The organism is Flindersiella endophytica (genome assembly GCF_054779015.1).
Map to the genome: position 1 here is coordinate 286,816 of NZ_BAAGYY010000023.1, position 19,373 is coordinate 306,188.

The 19,373-nt window shown below is 70.0% G+C and carries 20 protein-coding genes; 9 read left to right on the plus strand and 11 right to left on the minus strand.

Translation table 11 applies throughout. The features are described from left to right. Positions 1-6: 6 nt before the first annotated feature. On the plus strand, positions 7-987 hold the full coding sequence (locus ACYVF6_RS25655; RefSeq protein ID WP_460525076.1) for a DUF4190 domain-containing protein: 981 nt from the start codon (positions 7-9) through the stop codon (positions 985-987). Here ACYVF6_RS25655 and ACYVF6_RS25660 read toward each other — a convergent pair. After that, positions 971-2,344: a cell division protein PerM gene (locus ACYVF6_RS25660; RefSeq protein ID WP_460525077.1), complete on the minus strand. Its 1,374-nt coding sequence runs from the start codon at positions 2,342-2,344 to the stop codon at positions 971-973. The two genes, ACYVF6_RS25655 and ACYVF6_RS25660, sit on opposite strands and share 17 nt — an antisense overlap. A gap of 393 nt (positions 2,345-2,737) precedes the next feature. Between ACYVF6_RS25660 and ACYVF6_RS25665 the strand changes: the two genes are divergently transcribed. Next, complete coding sequence (locus ACYVF6_RS25665; RefSeq protein WP_460525078.1) at positions 2,738-3,256, plus strand: SigE family RNA polymerase sigma factor; 519 nt, start codon at positions 2,738-2,740, stop codon at positions 3,254-3,256. Next, positions 3,246-4,301: a hypothetical protein gene (locus tag ACYVF6_RS25670; protein WP_460525079.1), complete on the plus strand. Its 1,056-nt coding sequence runs from the start codon at positions 3,246-3,248 to the stop codon at positions 4,299-4,301. The genes ACYVF6_RS25665 and ACYVF6_RS25670 overlap by 11 nt, the downstream gene beginning before the upstream one ends. Before the next feature lie 300 nt (positions 4,302-4,601). On the opposite strand, the gene ACYVF6_RS25675 is transcribed toward ACYVF6_RS25670, so the two are convergent. Then, positions 4,602-5,231, minus strand: a complete 630-nt coding sequence (locus ACYVF6_RS25675) for a permease prefix domain 1-containing protein (protein ID WP_460525080.1) — start codon at positions 5,229-5,231, stop codon at positions 4,602-4,604. A 456-nt stretch (positions 5,232-5,687) separates the two neighbouring features. Between ACYVF6_RS25675 and ACYVF6_RS25680 the strand changes: the two genes are divergently transcribed. Next, the gene (locus tag ACYVF6_RS25680; RefSeq protein WP_460525081.1) at positions 5,688-7,190 is read left to right on the plus strand and encodes a DEAD/DEAH box helicase; all 1,503 of its coding nucleotides are present in this window, start codon (positions 5,688-5,690) and stop codon (positions 7,188-7,190) included. Positions 7,191-7,601: 411 nt separating this feature from the next. Here ACYVF6_RS25680 and ACYVF6_RS25685 read toward each other — a convergent pair whose 3' ends face one another. Beyond that, a complete protein-coding gene (locus ACYVF6_RS25685) occupies positions 7,602-8,243 on the minus strand; it encodes a L,D-transpeptidase (protein WP_460525082.1) in 642 nt (213 codons plus the stop codon). A 159-nt stretch (positions 8,244-8,402) separates the two neighbouring features. Between ACYVF6_RS25685 and ACYVF6_RS25690 the strand changes: the two genes are divergently transcribed. After that, positions 8,403-9,311, plus strand: a complete 909-nt coding sequence (locus tag ACYVF6_RS25690; protein WP_460525083.1) for an alpha/beta fold hydrolase — start codon at positions 8,403-8,405, stop codon at positions 9,309-9,311. Here the strand turns inward: ACYVF6_RS25690 and ACYVF6_RS25695 are convergent. From ACYVF6_RS25695 to ACYVF6_RS25705, 3 genes are all read right to left on the minus strand, one after another. Continuing rightward, positions 9,281-9,541 (minus strand): hypothetical protein, encoded by a 261-nt coding sequence (locus ACYVF6_RS25695; RefSeq protein WP_460525084.1) that lies wholly within the window; start codon positions 9,539-9,541, stop codon positions 9,281-9,283. The two genes, ACYVF6_RS25690 and ACYVF6_RS25695, sit on opposite strands and share 31 nt — an antisense overlap. Positions 9,542-9,551: 10 nt before the next feature. Beyond that, positions 9,552-10,667 carry a RecB family exonuclease gene (locus ACYVF6_RS25700; protein WP_460525085.1) on the minus strand — a complete coding sequence of 372 codons (1,116 nt, stop codon included), beginning with the start codon at positions 10,665-10,667 and terminating at the stop codon, positions 9,552-9,554. Positions 10,668-10,745: 78 nt separating this feature from the next. Beyond that, on the minus strand, positions 10,746-11,642 hold the full coding sequence (locus tag ACYVF6_RS25705; RefSeq protein ID WP_460525086.1) for an alpha/beta fold hydrolase: 897 nt from the start codon (positions 11,640-11,642) through the stop codon (positions 10,746-10,748). 124 nt (positions 11,643-11,766) lie between these two features. On the opposite strand from ACYVF6_RS25705, the gene ACYVF6_RS25710 reads away from it, so the two are divergent. The 3 genes from ACYVF6_RS25710 to ACYVF6_RS25720 all read left to right on the plus strand — a co-directional run bounded on the left by ACYVF6_RS25710 (position 11,767) and on the right by ACYVF6_RS25720 (position 14,008). Beyond that, positions 11,767-12,417, plus strand: coding sequence for a DUF6758 family protein (locus tag ACYVF6_RS25710; protein ID WP_460525087.1), 651 nt, complete (start codon positions 11,767-11,769; stop codon positions 12,415-12,417). An 83-nt stretch (positions 12,418-12,500) separates the two neighbouring features. Further along, the gene (locus ACYVF6_RS25715) at positions 12,501-13,385 is read left to right on the plus strand and encodes a PHP domain-containing protein (RefSeq protein WP_460525088.1); all 885 of its coding nucleotides are present in this window, start codon (positions 12,501-12,503) and stop codon (positions 13,383-13,385) included. Next, positions 13,385-14,008, plus strand: a complete 624-nt coding sequence (locus ACYVF6_RS25720; RefSeq protein ID WP_460525089.1) for a MarC family protein — start codon at positions 13,385-13,387, stop codon at positions 14,006-14,008. The genes ACYVF6_RS25715 and ACYVF6_RS25720 overlap by 1 nt, the downstream gene beginning before the upstream one ends. An 18-nt stretch (positions 14,009-14,026) precedes the next feature. Here ACYVF6_RS25720 and ACYVF6_RS25725 read toward each other — a convergent pair whose 3' ends face one another. The 3 genes from ACYVF6_RS25725 to ACYVF6_RS25735 form a co-directional block, all read right to left on the minus strand. Beyond that, the gene (locus tag ACYVF6_RS25725) at positions 14,027-15,316 is read right to left on the minus strand and encodes a hypothetical protein (RefSeq protein ID WP_460525090.1); all 1,290 of its coding nucleotides are present in this window, start codon (positions 15,314-15,316) and stop codon (positions 14,027-14,029) included. Further along, positions 15,313-15,837 carry a SigE family RNA polymerase sigma factor gene (locus ACYVF6_RS25730; RefSeq protein ID WP_460525091.1) on the minus strand — a complete coding sequence of 175 codons (525 nt, stop codon included), beginning with the start codon at positions 15,835-15,837 and terminating at the stop codon, positions 15,313-15,315. The genes ACYVF6_RS25725 and ACYVF6_RS25730 overlap by 4 nt, the downstream gene beginning before the upstream one ends. 62 nt (positions 15,838-15,899) lie before the next feature. Continuing rightward, positions 15,900-16,334: a nuclear transport factor 2 family protein gene (locus tag ACYVF6_RS25735; RefSeq protein WP_460525092.1), complete on the minus strand. Its 435-nt coding sequence runs from the start codon at positions 16,332-16,334 to the stop codon at positions 15,900-15,902. Between the two features lie 94 nt (positions 16,335-16,428). Here ACYVF6_RS25735 and ACYVF6_RS25740 point away from each other — a divergent pair, with 94 nt between their 5' ends. Next, a complete protein-coding gene (locus ACYVF6_RS25740; protein ID WP_460525093.1) occupies positions 16,429-17,031 on the plus strand; it encodes a TetR/AcrR family transcriptional regulator in 603 nt (200 codons plus the stop codon). 6 nt (positions 17,032-17,037) lie between these two features. Here ACYVF6_RS25740 and ACYVF6_RS25745 read toward each other — a convergent pair whose 3' ends face one another. Both ACYVF6_RS25745 and ACYVF6_RS25750 read right to left on the minus strand, forming a co-directional pair. Then, the gene (locus ACYVF6_RS25745) at positions 17,038-17,883 is read right to left on the minus strand and encodes a glutamate ABC transporter substrate-binding protein (RefSeq protein WP_460525094.1); all 846 of its coding nucleotides are present in this window, start codon (positions 17,881-17,883) and stop codon (positions 17,038-17,040) included. An 11-nt stretch (positions 17,884-17,894) separates the two neighbouring features. Beyond that, positions 17,895-19,370 carry a hypothetical protein gene (locus ACYVF6_RS25750; RefSeq protein WP_460525095.1) on the minus strand — a complete coding sequence of 492 codons (1,476 nt, stop codon included), beginning with the start codon at positions 19,368-19,370 and terminating at the stop codon, positions 17,895-17,897. Between the last annotated feature and the right edge of the window lie 3 nt (positions 19,371-19,373).

Here is a 19,373-nt window from a genome sequence, read left to right on the forward strand (position 1 = left end):
AGCCTGGTGAGCAGTCCCGAAGAGCCGCCGACGAAACCAACGGCGACGAACGGTGACGCCGCGGACGAACGCGGCACACCGCAGCCGGCGGGCGGCCAGGGCGCGGCCAAGGCCAAGCCAGACGCGGACCGGCCGGGTGGTGGACAGCCTGGCCAGCCGGCCGGAGCGGCACAGCCGGGTACGTCAGCGCAGCCGAGCGACCAGCGGAGCACAGGCCAGTCCGCCGCGGACCCGCAGCGCGACGCGGGCAGCGACCAGCCCAGCGCGAGTGACGACCAGCAGGAGCAGCCGGCCGGAACAGCACAGCCGGCTACATCCCCGCAGCCGAACGACCAGCAGGGCACAGGCCAGTCCGGCGCGGGTAGCGAGCAACAGAGCGCGGGTCAGACCGAGGCGGACGCCGGGCAGTCGGGTGCGGGAGGAGCTGACGGCGAGTCGGCCATTCCGCAGCTTTCGCCGATTCCGCCCGGAGGGACATCCGCGCCTGTCGATTCCGACCGGGTGTTCGGGCGGACGGGGCAGCCGTTCGCCGGGGCGCCGACTCCGGCTGAGCCAGGGTCGGGGTGGCAGCGATCCCCGTCCAGCCAGGCGGAGCCTGTCGCGCAGCCGACCGAGGCCGACCTGAAGAAGATCCGGAGCTTTGGGCGTTGGGCGCTCGCGTTCGGGATCATCGGGTTGCTCACGCTGCTGGTCCCCCCGTTCGGGCTGATTCTCGGCATCGCCGCGATCGTGGTCGGGGTCATGGGGCGGAGACTCGCGCGGCGGAAGTCGGTGTTCAGCCCTGGCGCGGTACCAGGCATCGTGCTCGGGATCGTTTCGACGATGATCTCGGCCGTGATCGCGGTGTCGCTTGCGGTGTTCTGGACGGAAACCCGTACCTACATGACGTGCCTCGAAGGCGCCAACACGCACAGTGCCCAGACCAAGTGCGTGGACGAGTTCAAGGAGAGCCTGGAGAAGCGCGGACTGGTCACCGAACCTCAGTAGCGCCCTCGCCGCCGGCATCGTCCTCGGCCGGGCCGTACTCGGAGTCGGCCGGGTCGGTGGGCGCGTTGCGCCAGTACACGCGTACGTGATCGACGGTTGCCGCCACGGCGCCGGCGATCACGAACGTCAGTACGGCCACCAGCCCGCAGACCAGCGGGTCCGGGCCGAACCGCGCCATCCGTCCCGGGCCGGCCGCGCCGTCGGCCAGCAGGATGCAGAGACAGTAGCCAGCTCCGGCTACCGCACCCGCCAGGGCGCCGCGTAACGCGACCACCTCGAGCCGCGGCACCGGCACGATGCCGTCACCGGATTTTGCGGTAGCCGCAAAACGCGCTGACCGCCGAGCGGCGACCACGCCGCCGTAGGCACCCGCGGCAAGCGGCAGCACGAAGACGCTCATCAGCCACGCGGGCGGCGGCTCACCGGTCGGTACGGCCGCCAGCAGCGGGAACGTCGGCAGCGCGCCAAGCACCACGCCTGTCGGCGCGACCACAGTGCCGGTGCCGAGCGCGAAGCCGGGACCGAGCGTGTACGCGGCGGCGTAGATGGCGGCGTTCGGCAGGTACGCCACGCAGGCCAGCACCACCAGCACCCCGCCGATCGGGCCGGCGCGCAGTCCGCCCAGCAGGTCCAGCGCCCGCCCGCCGTGTGCCAGCAGCCCGATCAGCACGAGCACACCGCCGGCCAGCAGCAGCGCGCCCAGCCCTACGAGTCCCCCGGCCAGCGCCGAGCGAACCTCGACCGGCAGCCGGCGCACCAGCTTGCGTACCCGCCGCGACAACCGCGCCGACCGCGCCATCCCGGCGCCACCGCAGCACATGGCGAACAGTCCGGCGGTGAAGAACGCGCGTACCGGCTGCGGTCCGGTCTCGCCGGAACGAGCCAGCGCCGCCGCAGCGGCCGCGAACGCACCGTACGAGAGCGCCAGGACGCCGGCACCGACCGCGACGTCCCGTGCCCCGCGTAAGACAGAAGTCTCGGCCGCCCAGCGCCCGGCCCGCAGGAGTACGAGCGCGGCGATCATGGTCAGTCCGAGCGGCGTCAGGCCGAAGTCGCCACGCTCTGCGAGCTCGACGGGAACGAGGTGAGCCAGTAGCCACCCTCCGACACCGACCTGTACGGCCTGCCCGGCTGTGCCACCGTCCGTAGCGAACCATCCGATCACAGCGAGTGCCGAGCAGACCAGCATGCCGGCTACCGCGGCCCAGCCGGCGGCGAGTACACCGGCGACCGACGCCGGACGCAGGGTCGGACCAGTGGGCGCGGTGGCAGCTCCGGATGACGCGGCCGGACCATCTCCGTCGTCGGGCGGAGTGTTCTCAAGCCGGCCAGGCATCAACTCGGTCATCATCGTCATGGTCGCAGCCGGTCCCGGAGAATCCCGGCCGAGACACGCCGTCCGGATACCGGATGAGCCCTCGACACAGGCAGCAGCTGCCACCGCCAGATGCCCGTCAGCAGGACGGAAGCACTCTGAGCATCTGCATGCACCCGACCTGTACTCAGCCTGACCGGCCCACTTGACGGACGCGAACCCGCTGGTGAATGGTCACAGGTAGGTTCCAGGCACCGGATCGCCCCTCGCCATCGGCACCCGAACAAAGATAAGTTCGTCCCTGCGCGAGGCGATGCAGCGCAGAAAGCCCGGATCCCGGACTCCGATCTGGTGGCGATCTTGCCGAAACCCAGTGCAACCTCGTGGGCAGGTCCCGTGTCATCTGAAGGTGAGAGTCGGCTAGGTGGAGGGCTAATGGAGAGCGCCGACGACTTCGACGCCTTCTACCACGCCACGCGGGGGCGCTTGCTCCATCAGATGTACGCGATGACAGGGAACATCGCCGACGCCCAGGACTGCGTTCAGGAGGCGTACGCAAGGGCTTGGCAGCATTGGACGAAGGTTTCGGAGCACGTCAATCCGGAGGCATGGCTTCGTACGGTGGCATGGCGGGTCGCCGCCAGCCGCTGGCGCAAGGTCAAGAACGGCATCGCCGCGATGGCAAGGCACGGACCGCCGGCTCACTCGCCGGAGCCGAGCCCGGACAACGTGGCGTTGGTCACAGCGCTGAAGGAGATCCCAGAGGCGCAACGGCGCGCCATCGTCCTGCATCACCTGGTCGGACTCTCGGTGGATGAGGTGGCCCGCGAAACGGGGGTCGCCAGCGGCACGGTGAAAGCACGGCTCTCACGTGGACGTACCGCTCTCGCGGAGTTGTTGCGCGAGGACGGTCCGCAGCAGGCGCCCGAACAGGAGAGACAGAATGCCCGCTGACGAAGAACGGCAGGTAGACGACGAGTTGTCGCGCCTGCGGTCCGACGTCGACCAGGTGGATTGGTCTGACGCCTCCGCCGTACGGCACCGTGGGCAGCAGCGCGGGCGGCAGCAGGCTGCCGCGGGCACGCTGGCTCTCGTACTCAGCGTTGGTGTCCTGGGGGTGGCGGCGACCGGTCGGTTTCCGGGGCAGGACGGGCAGTCTCCGCTGATCACGGCGGCGCAGAACTCGAAGACGCAGTCCGCGGGCTCCGAGGATGGCAGCGAGACGTCGAAGGACTCGCACGGCGAGGGCGGCGGCAAGGACGGCAGCAACCCGAGGACCGGCGAGTCGACGCACAAGAACAACGATCCGTCGTCCGACGATCCGAAGGCTCCGACCGCGACGGCTACGGCGACCACGCCGGCCGGCTCGGTCACTCCGACACCGACGAAACCCGGCTCCGAGACACCCGGGCCGACCGACCCGACTCCTACGAGCTCGACGACCGTACCGACGCCGCCCGAACTGACGGCTGCGGCGCTGCTGACCAGCGACCTGATGCCGACGGTCAACGACACGACCGAGACCTGGTCGGCGACCGGCGACACCGACGGTGAGGGCGCGATGAACGCCTCGGTGTGCGCGGATGGGAGCTTGGCGGGGCTGGGTGCCCGGAGCGTCATACGCCGCGACTACTCCTGGGGACCGGCCGGCTCCACCGTCGTCGGCGACAACGTGGTCGGGGTGTTCGAGACCAGCGAGGCCGCCGGGACGGCGTTCGACTCGTACTCCGGGTGGATCGGCTCGTGCGCCTGGGCCAACCAGCCGCAGTCGGCGGCGACCGAGGTCACGGTTGACGGCGGGACGGCGCGGTGGTGGGTGGCGAAGAAGACCACCTCGGACACGACCGGCGAGATCGAGGTCGTTGGCCTGGTACGTCGCGGCATGGCGCTGTCGGTGATCGTGTGGCACCAAGAGGGCCAGGACCTCAACTACCAAACCGACCCGATGGCGGCGAGCCTGAAGAGCTCGGCCTCGCGCCTCGAGTCGTTCGGCGGCTGAACCCCTCGGTCCGAGGTTTTGGGGACTCCTCAGGTATCCGCAAGTTTCGCCGCGCCGAATCCTGCTGTCGTGTGTGGATGCCGGGTTGGCATTTTGCGGTAGCCGCAAAATGCGGTCGTCGCATGAGGTGGTCAGCGCGAGTCGCGGCACCGCTCCGGTCGCAGTCAGCTCGGACAAGCGGGCAAGCGTGGCACGTGACGCCGGATCGGCATTGCGAATAACCAGCGCGCGGTGGCTAGGTGGTGGCGGGCGAGCAAGTGCCCCGCCGGGCCCGTGCCGGCGAGGCGGGCGCTGGGTGGGCTAGCCGGCGACCAGGCAGCGGCGTGACGACAGCACGACCAATGCCATCGGGACCAGGAGGAAGCCGGTCAGGCAGAGCGGGCCGATCGCGGTTGGGAGGTTGGGGTCGCGGCTGATGAGGGTCGAGACCAGGCCGAGGCCGCTGAAGATCGCCGCCACGATGAAGCCGAAGACTCCCACCGCCCTGCCCAGGCGCGCCGGCACGTTCGGCCCGCGCGGGCCGCAGAGGGCGGCGACTACCAGCGCGAGGACGATCGACGTGGAGCCGAGGTAGTTCGTCGCGAGGTCGATGAACGGGAGGCGCTGGTCGTTGCCGCGGACGATCAGGGCGTCCCAGACGTAGGTCCAGAGGATCGGCTGGATGATCAGCGTCAGCGCCACCAGCAGTGCCGTGCGCCGCCCCTGTGCCAGCCCGATCTCACGCTGGTACAGCGGCGCGAGCTCCGCCACCGTCCCGAACTCCGCCACCGCCTGTTCCTCGGCCTCCGAGCGGGAAAGCCCGTGCAGGTAGTACGCGTCGGCCACGTCGGTCAGCCCGTCGCGGGCTTCGGTGAGGAGGTCGGCCTTGGTACGCCGGGACCCGCGAAGCGCGGCTTCCAGCCCGGCGATGTAGTCGTCGATCACCGTCACCACACCAGTATCGGCCCCGGGCGGGCGATTGTCGTCAGGGACGTTCCCCGCCCAGCCCTGATCCGCCGGGAGATGCCGAGAAAGCCAAGCCGCCGAGAGCCGGAATACCGGACCAATCGAAGCGGCACCGGCTACAATTGTCCATTACAAGTCGCACCGACTGGATCGCCGAGTGTCATAAGCAGCGCTCAGAGCCGCATACGTGCGCCTGCCAGGCGTTTGACGGTTACACTCGGAGACTGCTACCAGGTGATCCGGCCTGGTTACCGAATGACTCAGACAGAGCGAGATGCGCTCGAGGCAGGCTCGAGCAGCGCTCTACCGTCCCTGGGGGTGACCCCGGGCCCCCATGTTAGGCGAAGCACTCTGACCACTTTCAAAGAACTAGGCGCGCTGCCGGAGATCGTAGAAGCCCTCGAAAAGGTGGGGATCGCCGAGCCGTTTCCGATTCAGGAGATGGCGATCCCGATCGCACTGACGGGCACCGATCTGATCGCACAGGCGCGCACCGGCACCGGCAAGACGTTCGCGTTCGGGCTGCCGCTTCTACAGCGGATCGTCGCCCCGGACGACCGCGACTACGCCGACCTCGACGCACCTGGCAAGCCGCAGGCCCTGGTCGTGGCTCCGACCCGGGAGCTCGCCGTCCAGGTCGCCGCCGACCTCACTCTGGCCACGTCCGTACGCAAAGCGCGCGTGCTGACCGTCTATGGCGGCGTCGCGTACGAGCCCCAGCTCGACGCCCTGAAGTCCGGCGTCGACGTGGTCGTCGGCACTCCCGGCCGGCTGCTCGACCTGGCCGACCGCGGAACCCTCAACCTCGCGCACGTCAAGATCCTCGTACTCGACGAGGCCGACCGCATGCTCGACCTCGGCTTCCTGCCGGACGTCGAGCGTCTGATCAAGCTGACCCACGAGATGCGTCAGACCATGCTGTTCTCCGCGACCATGCCGGGCGACATCGTCCAGCTGGCCAGGCGGCACATGCGGCATCCGGTCAACGTACGCGCCGAGTCGGTGGGCGAGAGCCAGGTCGTTCCCGCGACCGCGCAGTTCGTCTACCGTGCGCACGATCTCGACAAGGCCGAGGTCATCGCACGGATCCTGCAGGCCGAGAACCGCAGCCGCGTGATGATCTTCTGCACCACCAAGCGGGCGGCGCAGAAGGTCGCCGACGACCTGGCCGACCGTGGCTTCGCCGCGACGGCGATCCACGGCGACCTCGGGCAGATCGCGCGTGAGAAGGCGCTGGAGCGGTTCCGTTCCGGCAAGATCGACGTGCTGGTGGCCACCGACGTAGCCGCTCGCGGCCTCGACGTCGAGGGCGTGACGCACGTCGTCAACTACACCTGCCCCGACGACGAGAAGACCTATCTCCACCGGATCGGACGTACCGGCCGTGCCGGCGCGTCGGGTGTGGCCGTGACGTTCGTCGACTGGCCGGACCTCACCCGCTGGAAGGTCATCAACAACGCGCTCGGCCTGCCGTTCGACGAGCCGACCGAGACCTACTCCACCTCCGACCACCTGTTCCACGACCTCGGGATCCCCAAGGCGGCGACCGGGCGAGTCGGCGAGCCGCGCCCGTCCAGCGGCGGTTCGTCGCGTACGCGGGAGCGCGGTGACCGTGGCGACCGCGGTGATCGTGGTGGCCGCGGCGGGCGCGACCGTGACCGGCGGCCGGGCCGTCGGCGCGGAGGTGCGGCCGAGAGCGGTGGCACCGGCGAGCAGGCTGCCGAGGACACGACGCCGCGGCGCTCGCGTCAGCGGCGTCGGCTGCGCGCCGGCGTGCCCGTGGACGGCGCCGAGCAGGCCGCTCCCGAAGGCGGCGCGGTGGAGCCCGGGGAGAGCAGCGGTGGCGAGTCCGCTGCCGCTGAACGCCCGCGGCGCAGCCGTAACCGGCGTCGCGTACGCAAGAGCGCGGACTCGGCCGAGGCGACCACGCCGGCGAGCGAGTAAGCGTCTCCGCAAGGGGCCGAACTAGCCAGATCGTGCCTGTCGCGCAGGGTGGGTTTCCCACCTGCTCGCGGCAGGCACGATGCGTCTCCGGCGGGACGATGACAGCGCTCTGCGGATGCCGCAGCACAGCCACCGTGCGTGCGCATGTGCGCCGGCGACGCAAAAGGGCTGAGGCAGCCAACCGTGGTTACGACAGGACAATCATGCGCTGTGGAGCCCGCCGGCACAGCCGCAGCCGTCGTCGCGTGCACAACAGCCCAGCTTCGGCCGAGGCGACCACGCAGGCCAGCACTAAGGCAGCTCCGCAACGGCCTAAGCGGGCAGATCGTCAGCAACGCCCGAAGCACGGCGTTGCGTACAGGAAGAGTGCCGATTCGGAAGATGCGGAGGGCTGAGGCAGGCGGACCGTGGCTACGGCACGACGATGACGGGAGTGCCGACCTGGGAGAACTGCCACAGGAAGGCCGCGTCTTCCTGTTTCTGGCGTACGCAGCCGTCAGACAAGGACTGCCCGAGCTGTGCGGGCGTCTGCACCGGCTTGTCGTCGGCGATGCGGACGGGGATGTTGTGGAAGCCGATGGCGGCGTTCTGCCCTTCGGTGAACGTCACCATGAACTCCATGCGCTCCGTGCCGTGGTAGCTCGTGGTGTAGCGCTTCTTGCGCAGGACGTCGTAGTTTCCGGGCTTCACCTGGCCGAAGCGGGTGCCGGAGACGAGGTAGCTGCGGACCACCTGGTTTTCGGCGTCGACGAGCCAGACGTGGTTGCCGGCCAGTGTGTAGACGACGCGCTTTCCGCTGCCGGACCCGGCGGGTAACGGCTGGGCGGGGTCCGCCTTGGAGTCGGTCGGATCCGGCGTCTGGTTGTCGGTCGGCGATCCCTGGCCGGCGACGTCGGTGGGCTCGGGCTCGGGCGTCTCGAGCTTGGCCGCCCGGTCGACGACGGCGCGGTTCTGGCTCTGGCCGGACCCGTCGTCGGCGGCTGCGTTGAGGGTCGTGGGCTTGAAGTCGAGTACGCCGACAGCGGCCATCACCGCCACTGCGATGGTGAGCACAGAAGCCACTGCTGCCGCTACGCGCCCACGGCGGACGCGGTACCGCGAAGCGGCGTGCCTCATCGCTCTCCCTCCGACTCGTTCGGCCGCAGACCACTCTAACGGTCCGCCGCTGCCGACGTTCACCCCGTGTTGCCTGCGGGCCTATCGTGATCGATCATGAGCACGCCTCGAAACCTGCGGTTGCCGGATGGAGTATGCCCGACCCGGCTGGTCACACCGCGTGGCGAATTCGCTGCCCTGGAAGCGACACACAGTCAATGGAACGACCTCGGCCAGGCACAGCGTTCCGCCGTCTTGTTGATACCCGGTTGGACGGGAAGTAAGGAAGACTTCCTGGCGATTCTGGCCGGGATCGCCGATGCCGGTCACCGAGCCGTCGCGATCGACCAGCGTGGGCAGTACGAGACCGCGGGGTCGGACGACGAGGCGGCCTACACGTTGACCGAACTCGGCCGCGACACGACTGCGATCGCGGCCGGGTTGGGTGCGGGCCGCGTACACCTGCTCGGGCATTCGTTCGGAGGGCTGGTGGCAAGGGCTGCCGTACTCGGCTCGCCGGACACCTTCGCCTCGCTCACGTTGCTGTCGTCGGGACCCGGCGCTTTCACGGCCGAGGAGCAGACGACGATGCTGCGGCTGATGGCGGAGGCGATTCCCACGATGGGCTTGGAGAAGGTGTACGACGCCAAGCGCGAACTCGAGCGCGGGCGCGGGCTGGCCGAGCCGCCGCCGGAGATCGAGGCGTTCCTGCGTACGCGGTTCGTGACGAACGCGCCGGTGTCGCTGGCCGCCATCACCAGGCACCTGGTCGACGCGCCGGACCTGGTCGACGAGCTCGCGGCGATCGGGATACCGAAGCTGGTGGTGTTCGGTGAGGACGACGACGGCTGGCCGCCGGCCGTACAGATCGAGATGGCCAAGCGGTTGTCGGCTGACTTCGAGGTGATCGCCGGAGCCGGGCACTCGGCCGCGGTCGACCAGCCGGACGAGACCCGGCGTGTGCTGGCGACGTTCTTGGCCGCCGTCGACGGACGTCAGAACGCGCCGGGGAACAACGCGCCGTAGGCGACGATCCCGAACGCCCACGAGATCAGCAGGTAGAGCCAGCCGCGGCCGGTCTTGTCGGCGCGCATGCCGAGGAACGCCAGCGCCGCGACCGGTACCAGCAGCCAGATGCCTTTGGTGATCACGCCGTTGGCCATGCCGAAGGAGTAGAGCCCGGCGACCACGGCGGCGATGATCGTGGCGACGCCGAGGAAGAAACGTGGACGCTGGAACAGGTCCGACGGGTTCATGAGCGCAAGGTTATCCGTTCCAGGTTTCCCGCACCCCCACTCTGGCCGGTCCGGACTCGTCGGTGGCGAGTCCTTCCCACGAACGACGGGCGGGGAAGGCCTCGCGGCCCTGCGGGCAGTGGGCCGCGAAGTCGCACCAGCGGCACTGTGGACCCGGGCGTGCCGGGAACACGGTGTCGACCTCGTCGCCGTGGAGATCGGGGTAGGCGGCTTCGGCTTCGGCGACCTCTTCGCCGATCGCGTTGGCGCGCTCGATGTGGCGGGTGAGTGACTGGGTGGTGTGTTGCCAGCTCACGACCGTACGGGACGGGAGATGGTGCAGCTCGACGCGGCGGCACGGCTTGCGCAGGGTGCCCTGCGCGGCGGCGGCGTAGACCGCGAGCGCGAGCGACCCGCGGGCGTCGTCGGTGGTCGGAACGTGCCGGCCGGTCTTGTAGTCGACGATCACCAGCTCGACGGGTGGACGCTCGCCCGCGTCCGCCGCGGTCGCGTTGCCGCGCACTGTTCCGGTGGGACTCGGGTCGGCGGCGGTCGACGTGTCCGGCGCTGGACCGGAAGAGTTCGCGCCGGTCGCTGTCGCGGTACCCGCCACCGATCCCACGGGACTCTGCCCGGCGGTGGACGCACTGCGTGGCCAGGCGTCCGGATCGTCGTCGAGGTCGTCGCCGGGTGGTGCGGGTAGGCGCTCGTCGATCCGGTCGGCTCGGCCGGACAGTGCGAGCACCGGCGTTCGCAACGCCACTGTGCGTTCGACGCCGATCGGTTCGTCAGAGGGGTCGAGCCCGGCGGTGTAGTCCTCGACCATCTCGCGCGCCAGCTCCCGCCAGCGTTCGGACTGGTCACGGTCGCGGAAGCCGTCGGTGAGCCAGCCGTTGACCAGCAGGGCCCCAGCCGCCTCAGGAGTGCGCCGAGCCACCGGCAGGCGCCACCACTGGGCCAGTGCCGTGTGTACGGCCGCGCCCAGGCTGTTGTGCGCCCACGGCGGCCCCTTCTGCGGCGTGGGCCGCTCGAGGTAGGTGAACCGGTAACGGCGCGGACAGTCGAGCCAGCCGGTCAACCTGGTCGGTGTCGCCCGCACCAGGCGCCGCGGCATGTTGTCGAACCCGAGTTGTTCCGCCGCACTCATGGCGACCATCCAACCAGCCCCCACCGACAACCGGCCCCGCCGAGCGGCGGCGCGTCGCCATCGAACAGGGCGAGAAGCTCAGGCCGCCTTGCCGGCCAGTTGCTTGGCCAGGAACGTCAGCTGCGAAGGCGCCATCCGCCGCCAGTACCCAGCGGTGTGCGCGCCCGGCTGGAAACCCCCCGCCGGCTTGGCCGGCAGCCCCGCGATGAAGTCGCGCGTGTTATCGGCGAACGGGTCGTCGCGTCCGCAGTCGATGCGGAGCGGCACGTCGTAAAGGATCGGCCGGCCCTCGAACACCTCGTTGGCCAGGAAGTCGCTCTCGTCGTCGAACGCGCCCGGCCGCACCTCGTCCCACTCGCGCCACAGCGCCGGGCTCACCACCGCCGCCGCGACGACTTCCTCGGGCTCGCGCTCGGCGTACAGCAACGCGCCGTACCCGCCCATCGACCACCCGATCAGGCCGTACCGCCGGACCAGCAGCCCGCGCCGCGACAGCCGCGGCATCAGCTCGGCCCGGATCATCGTCACGGGGTCGTCGCCGTCGGCGCGCCGGTGCCAGAAGCTCGCCTCGCCACCGTCGACCGAGACGATGACGAACGGCGAGGCGCCGGCGGTGACCGCCTGCGTGAGATAGCGGTCCAGGCCGATGCCGGCGAACGCGAACGTATGGTCGCCGCCTCGCCCGTGGAGCGCCAGGACGAACGGCAGCTTCTCCGTGCCGTTCGAGCCCGGTGGGTACGCAGCGGTCCAGGAGACCTTCTTGCCGCCACGTGCCTCCGACACGAACGACTCGGTGACCTTCGGACCGGCTTTCGCCGACGGAACCACACCGTCCGGCCCGGTGAGTCCGAGCGCCTGGTGCAGGCGGGTACGACCGGGTAGCAGCTGTGCCTCGACCAGGCCGACACCGCCCGCGCAGGCGGCCACAGCTGCACCCGCACCGACCGCGAGGAACTTACGTCGGGACACAGGCATGCGCAGCATCGTTCCAGACCACGAGCGGACAGCGAAAGCCCGCCTTTGACTAATCGTTGACTAAATGCGGTGGTAGCGGAATCCTGGCGGCTGTCAGATCCCGATTTGGGGAAGAACAAGCGTCATGACGGGCGATCCGCTTTGTCCACGGTGTGGCCGGCTGATCGAATCGACGGTCGCGGCACCCACCGGCTGGACCTGCTATGTCCACGGCGCGGTCACGCCGCTGCAACCGTTCGCGCAGCCGAACGCCGAACTGCTCGGCCTGCTGGCCGACCACTCCCGCGTTCCGGTGTGGCTGCCGTGGCCGCTGCCCCACGGGTGGGTGGTCACCGGTGCCGGGCACGCGGGCAGCCCGGCGGAGGGGGTCCGGGCGACCGTCGTCGCGTGTGGCGGGCCCAACCCGCTCGGTGGCGCCGGTGAGCTGCTGATCATCGCCGAGGAGCCGGGTGTCGGGCTGGGCGCGCGGTACGCCGGGCTGCCGGGGCCTGACCCGGGCTCTACGTTCGGGCGCGGCGTCGCGCAGGGCAAGGTGCACACCGACGGGCATCCGACGCCGCTGTGGCATGCGGTGTCTCCGGCGGGGCGGGCGGCGTACGCCGGTGAGGCGGCCGGGCGCTGGCTGTGGCTGGTCTTCTGGCCCGACACGGCCGGCACGCTGCTGGTCGAGCCGCTCGAGCTCGCCGACGCCCGTACGCTCGGGCACGAGATCGACATGCTGCCCTTCGGAGCGCTGACACCGCAGCTCACCGAGCCGTTCGACAGCCCCGAATAACGCACCCGCCCGCCGGACGCCGGCTGTGGCCGGTAGGCGCCGACGAGCGCAGGTCATCGGGTGATTCGACAGCCTCGGATAACGTGTCGCTCGTGCTCATCGACCTGCACACGCACTCCAACTGCTCCGACGGCACCGATACGCCCGCCGAGCTGGTGGCCAAGGCTGACGCCGCCGGCCTGGCTGTGGTCGCGCTCACCGACCATGACACGTTCGCCGGCTGGGGGGAGGCCGCCGCCGAGGCTGAGCAGCGGCCGATCGGTCTGCTCCTCGGTGTGGAAATGTCGTGCAAGCTCCGCGGAACCGGCGTTCACCTGCTCGGATACCAGCCCGATCCGACCGAGCCGGAGCTCGCCGCAGAGCTGGAGCGGATCCGCGCGGGCCGGGCCGGGCGCGTTCCGATGATCGTCGACACCCTGCGCCGGCACGGCGTCGAGATCACCGTGGAGGACGTCTACGCCCACGTCGGCGACGCGCCGTCGCCCGGCCGTCCACACGTCGCCGACGCGCTGGTCGCCAAGGGGTACGCCGCCAACCGCGCGGAGGCGTTCGAGGTGTGGCTGTCGGAGGGCAGGCCGGGCAACCTCACGCGGTACGCCCCCGATCCGGCGCTCGCGATCCGGCTCGTGGTGGCCGCCGGCGGTGCGCCGGTGATCGCCCACCCGCACGGGCGGTCGGCGCGGCGCCTGCTGACCGACGAGGCGTTCGCGGACCTCGCCGCCGCCGGGCTGGCCGGCATCGAGGTCGACCATCTCGACCACGATCCCGCGACCCGCGCCCACCTGCGCGACGTCGCGAAGGACCTCGACCTGGTGATGACGGGCTCGAGCGACTACCACGGCAAGGGCAAGCAGCTCCATCCGCTGGGCGTCGAAACCACCGATCCGCAGCAGTTCGAGCGCTTGCTGCAGCGCATCAAGGCCAACGCCGCCGCGTCCGGTCGTACGCCGCCGGAGCCGCTGCTCTGATGCACGTACTGAACCTCTTCAACTGGCAGTTGTTCGGCGAGGTCTTCATCACGCTGACCGTGATCATGGATCCGCCCGGCACCATTCCCGTCTTCCTCTCGCTGCTGTCCGGCCGTTCGTCGGCGCAGCGCCGGAAGGCGGCGTGGCAAGCGGTGGTTGTCGCGTTCTGCGTGATCGTGGCGTTCGCGGCGTTCGGCCAGCAGATCCTCGCGTACATGCACATCAGCCTGCCCGCTCTGCAGTGCGCCGGCGGCCTGCTGTTGCTGCTGGTCGCGTTGGAACTGCTGACCGGAAAGGCCGAGGACCCCGCGAAGCCGGCCGACATCAACGTCGCGCTGGTACCGCTCGGCACACCGCTGCTCGCCGGGCCGGGTGCGATCGTCGCGACGATGGTCTTCGTGAAGGGCATCGACACCACGCCGGACCTGCTCGCGGTGGCGCTCGGGATCGTGGCGGTGCACATCGTCCTGTGGCTGTCGATGCGGTTCTCGGTGGGGATCCACCGGCTGATCAAGGACAGCGGCGTCACGCTGGTGACCCGGATCGCCGGTCTGCTGCTGTCGGCGATCGCGGTGCAACTGGTGGCCGAGGCCGTTCAGACGTTCGTCAAGAACGGCGTCTAGGACTGCTGACGAAGGTCGTCAGCGGCCGACCAGCGGCGGGTCGGTGCCCTGCCGGCTGGCCAGCGCCGTCACCCGCAGGCCGCCCACGGTGGAGGGACGGTCACAGCGGTCGGTGGCCACCGAGCAGCGCAGCAACGCGCGCCCGAACTCCTTGTCGCCCGGCTCGTCGTAGGTCACCAGCACCTGGTCCTCGGTCTCCCAGACCAGTGCGGCGGCCTCGGCTCCGGAGAGCTCTCGGGACCACTCCAGCTTTCCGGTCTCGGTGTCGCGAACCCACAGCAGCGACCCCTGTACGCCGGCGAACCTCGTCCCCTTCGGGCTCAGCCGCTTGGCCGCCAGCACCTTGTCGCAGTCGCGCCAGCGTTGCCGGCCGGGATTCTTGTACGACACGTTGGCCAGGCAGCCTTCCCGGTCGAGCGTCAGCATCGTGTCGGTACGCGGTGACACGTCGAGCAGCTTGCTGACTGTGCCCGGCTTGGCGGCGCCGACCATCGACGTGATGGCGCCGGTCTTGTAGTCCCAGGCGTACCCGGGCGCGCTGTCGGCCGGCGGAGAGTCGTAGCTCAGCGCCACCTGGTTGCCGACGAACGCCGACACGACCGGTACGCCGGCCTTCGGCTCGGTCGTCGGCTCGATGGCCACGGTGCGCAACACCTGCCCGGTGGCCAGCTCGGCCAGCTTGAGCTTCGCCGGCAGGCGGCCGCCCTTGCTGGTCTGCGTCCAGGCCACCAGCCCGCCGTCGGACGACACGGCGTAGCCGGACACGTTGCCGCGGGCGAGCTCGCGGGTGCCGCCCGGCCAGCGGTACATCAAGCGGTTCACCTGCGCCGACACCTCCGCCACCACACCGTCGCCGGCTTCCTCCAGGCTCATGACGTATGCGCCGGTCCTCCAGTGGCCGCCGTCGGGCAGCACCACAACGTCACCCTCGGGCAGGCGGCCGTCGCCGGCGGCATAGGCGACTGTGGCCGCCGCTCCAGTACTCAGCGTCGTCAGCTCGATCGGACCCCCGGACGCTTTCTGGGCGAGCGGCGATGCCGGCACGGACCCGCTGTACACCTGGGCCTTCGCGGTCGTGTCCTCCAGGCTCCGGCTCTGGCCCACCCAGACGGCTTGCGGTACGACGAAATCGACGGCCAGGCAAATTGCGGCTACCGCAATTGCCGCACCCAGCATTCCACCGGCCCTGCGCCTCCGCTGCCTGCGGCGCCCCGCGGCCAGGACGTTCAACTCCCACCCGGTGGGCGGCAGGATCATCGCGGCATGCTCGTTCAGGGTGTCTCGCAGCCCGTCCTCGAGCCGGCTCATGCCTGCTCCTGCAGTAACGCAAGCGTGGCCTGGTCGCCGAGCGTCGCGCGCATCTTGGTCAGCGCCCGGTGGGTCTGGGCCTTCACCGTGCCCACCGCACAACCGAGCACCATCGCCGTCTCGACCTCGGTCAGGTCTTCGTAGTACCTCAGCACGATGACCGCCCTCTGCCGTGCGGGTAACTGCTGGACGAGCGCCCAGATCCTGGACCGCTCGTCGATCTCCTCCGTCCTCGCCGGGATCCCCGGGTCAGGGAACCCGTCCGCCCACAACCGCTCGCTCCGCCGCGACTTGGTACGCCACCAGGTGGTGGCCGTCGTGACGAGCGTCCGCCGCACGTACGACTCGACCGCCTGCGGTTCGCGGATCCGGCCGAGCGACACGTACACCTTGGCCAGCGCCGTCTGCAGCAGGTCCTCGGCGTGCCCCCGATCGCCCGTCAGGAGATACGCGGTGCGCAGCAACGCAACAGACCGAGTCCGCACAAACTCCGTGAATTCAGCATCCCCCAGCTTCGGCATGCGTCCCCTCCTGTCTAGGAGACGCGGTTACAGCGGCCGAAGGTTTACATCCGGCCCGATTCCTACGAACTGAGCGCGGCGATCAGCTCAGGCAGGCGGCCGCGGACCCGCGCGCCACGAACGTGGTCGATGTAGTCCCGCGACTCCACGATCAGGCCGTCCCGCACGCGCAGCACGAAGACGCACGGCACCCGCGACGGCCCACCGTCGGCCATCCACTCGTACGCGAACTCCGCGACGATCACCTCGGGATCGGCGGTCTCGTGCACCACGATGTCGACCGGCCGCCGCTCGGGCCAGTTCGTGCCGGCGCCCGCACCGAAGTGCTTCCGCAGGTCGTCACGGGTACGCAGCGGCGGGCCGCCGAACGGGTCGAACGGGTGCACCACGTCGGTCTGCTCGGCGTACAGCTCGGGCAGCTCCTCCCAGCGCCCCTCGCACACGCCCTCGACCAGCGCGTGGAACACCTCGCGAGGACTCCTCGCCCCTGCTGCCATGGCCATGCCCCTTCCAGCGCCGAGCGAATTAGTTAATTTGGGTGACCCGTAAAAATTAATTCGCCGCCGCAGCCGACGACTACGATGCGGAGTGATGACTCCGAAGAAGATACGGAGTGAAGACTCCGATGTCAATCGCCGGCCGGGCAGCCGGGACGCCGCCGCCAACCGCCGGCTGATCCTGGCCGTGGCCGACGAGGTGTTCAGTACGGGCGGCGAGACGGCCTCGACCGAGGAGGTCGCCCGCCTGGCGGGCGTCGGGATCGGCACGGTGTTCCGGCACTTCCCGACCAAGACCGCACTGCTGCAGGCCGTGCTGGAACGGCGGTTCGACGGGCTACGGAAGCGGGCCGACGCGGCCGGCGCCGAACGCGGAGCGTTGCACGGCTTCTTCGCCTACGCGGTCGCCGACGCACCGGCGAAGCTCACGATCGCGGAGGCGTTCCTGGAGTCGGGCGGCGACCGGCGGAGTGGCCAGGAAGCCACGAACGCGCTGCGGTCCGCCCTCGCCCGCCTGCTGGTACGCGCCCGCGAAGCGGGCGACGTCCGCGCCGACGTCGACCCGGACCAGCTCTACGCGCTGTTGATCGCGGCCTCGAGAGCAGCCGCGCCGGCACCCCACGACGCCGAGCTACGCGACCGCATCCTCGGCATCGTCTTCCGCGGCCTGGCCACCCCGCCGGACGCCACGAGCTGAAAACAGCTAGAAGCAGCCCTCGAACTGCGGCACCCACTCCGCCGGCTTCAGCGTCGTACTCCCGAACCACTTCTTCAGCAACTTGGCCGCCGTGCCGTCCTGGTACATCTCCGTGATCGCCTTGTTCACGGCCTCACAGCCGTCCAGGTCGCCCTTCGCGATACCCACGCCGTACCGCTCGTCCGTGAACGGCGCGTTGATGATCTTCACCCGGTCGCCCTCTGCCGCCGCGAATCCGGCCAGGATCAGGTCGTCGGTCGAAACGGCGTCGACCTCGCCGGCGAGCAGCTTCTGGATGCACTCGCTGTAGGACTTCGCGTTCACCTGGTACGCCGCGATCAGCTTCTCCTCGATGACCCGCTTCCAGGAGTTGGATCCCTCGACGGCACACAGCCGCCGCGCCCGCAGATCCCTTACGTTCTTGATGTTCTGGTCGCCGGAACGCACGAGCGTGTCCTGGTGGGCGACGTAATAGGGCCCGGCGAAGTTGACCTCGGTCTTGCGTACGGGCGTGATGGAGTAGCTGGCGAAGATGAGCTGGACGGTCCCATCCTTCAAGCGGGCTTCGCGTTCGCTCGACGGCGTGGCCGTGAACGAGATCTCGTCGGAGGCGAAGCCGAGCTTGCCGGCGACGTACTTCGCGACGTCGACGTCGAAGCCCTCGAACGTCCCGTCGCCCTTCTCCACGCCGAGGCCGGGCTGGTCGGGCTTGACCCCGATCACGATGGAGTCCTTCGACAGCAGGGAGTCCGGCGACGCGTCGGCAGTGCCGCACGCCGACGCCGGCAACAGGGCCGCCAGCAAGCCGGCCACCAAGCCCGCGAGACCGCCCCACCTACGCCTGTTCGCCATCACAGCCCTCCTCACCGATACTCCGCGAGCCGTGGCGCGACACCCGCGAGCACCAGCGCCACGATGAGCAGCGCGATCACCGGCGGGACCACCGTCCAGCCGCCCAGCCGGTCGTCAGCTGTGGTGATCGCATCGTCGAACGTCTGCTGGTGCATGTGAATCAGGTCGACCATCCCCTTGTCGTAACGGTCGAACTCGTCGGCCAGCGCTCCCATCCGCAGGTCGATCGCGCCCCGCACCTGCCCGGCGACCTTCTGCTGCCGCATCTCACCATCGCGGCGCTGGAACGCGTCGTAGGCCGGCAGCACCTGCGAAAGCGGCGCGTCCTGCAGCGTCAACCCCGCCCTGCCCTCGTCGCCGAGAAAGCCGAGGAAGTCGATCGCGAGCGGGTCGTCGGCATAGGCGGCGGCGGTGTCGGAGACCCTGTTCCTGTAGTCGAACAGGTTCCCCGCGTCGACGTAGAGGATCGACTGCGCCTGCTCGAAATAGACCTGCTCGTAGGTGTCCGAACGCTGCGGGTCGAGCAGGTAACGACTCTCGTCCGCATGCATGCTGTTGCCGATCGCGCGCGCCCGCGACAGCGACAGGATCGGGTCGAAGCCCTCCTGCTTGGCCGACTTCAGGTCGTTGCCGATGCCGCCCAGCATGCCGGTGCCGGCGAGCAGGAGTACGACGGTGCCGAGCGTCGCCAGCGCCAGCGCGGGATTGATCCGTCGCCGGAAGCGGACTGCCAGGAACCACTGCATACCGGCCAGCACCGCCAGCGCCGCCAGGCCGACGAGCAGCAGCGCCCAGCGCGCGTCGAGCACAGCGGAACGCTTGTCCTCATACGTCTTGCGGACGATCGTGCCGCTTTCCAGCGTGAGGTTGTACGCCTTCGGCAGCAGCTCCAGCCGCATCAGGTCGTTGGCCTGCCGGAAGCGCTCCAGCACCGCCGCCGGCGGCGGTCCGGCCGCGTGGTCGGCCTGCTGGTCGAGCAGGATCGCCTCCGCGGCCAGCCGTTCGTAACGACCGAGCCCGTCGAGCACGTCGCGGATCGTCTCGCGTTCGGTCGGGTCCGCGCCGGACAGGTCAGCCGCGTGCAGCAGCGCGGCGTTGGCCTCGGTCCGGCGCTGCTGGTACAGCTGCAGCGCGCGGTCGCGGCCCGCGCCGAGGTTGTGCTCCCGGCCGATCAGCAGCACGTTCGCGACCTGCGCGTCCATGTCGCTGAGGGCGAAGTAGAGGTCGGCCGTCGCCATCACCTGTGGGCCGGCGTCGTGCCCGATCACGCGGACGCTCTCGCGCGCGTTCCCCACCGCCACGGTCGTGATCAGGAACAGCGCGGCGGTCAGGAGCACGGCCAGCGCCGACAGCAGCCGGATCATCGACGGGCGGGTACGCGGCCGCAACCGCCCGACCTGCCGCAGCATCCGCGAGCCCATCGGCGGCCCGGCCGGCGGCGACGAGACCGGCGCACTTCCCTGCGGGGGTTGGAGGATAACGGTCATCCC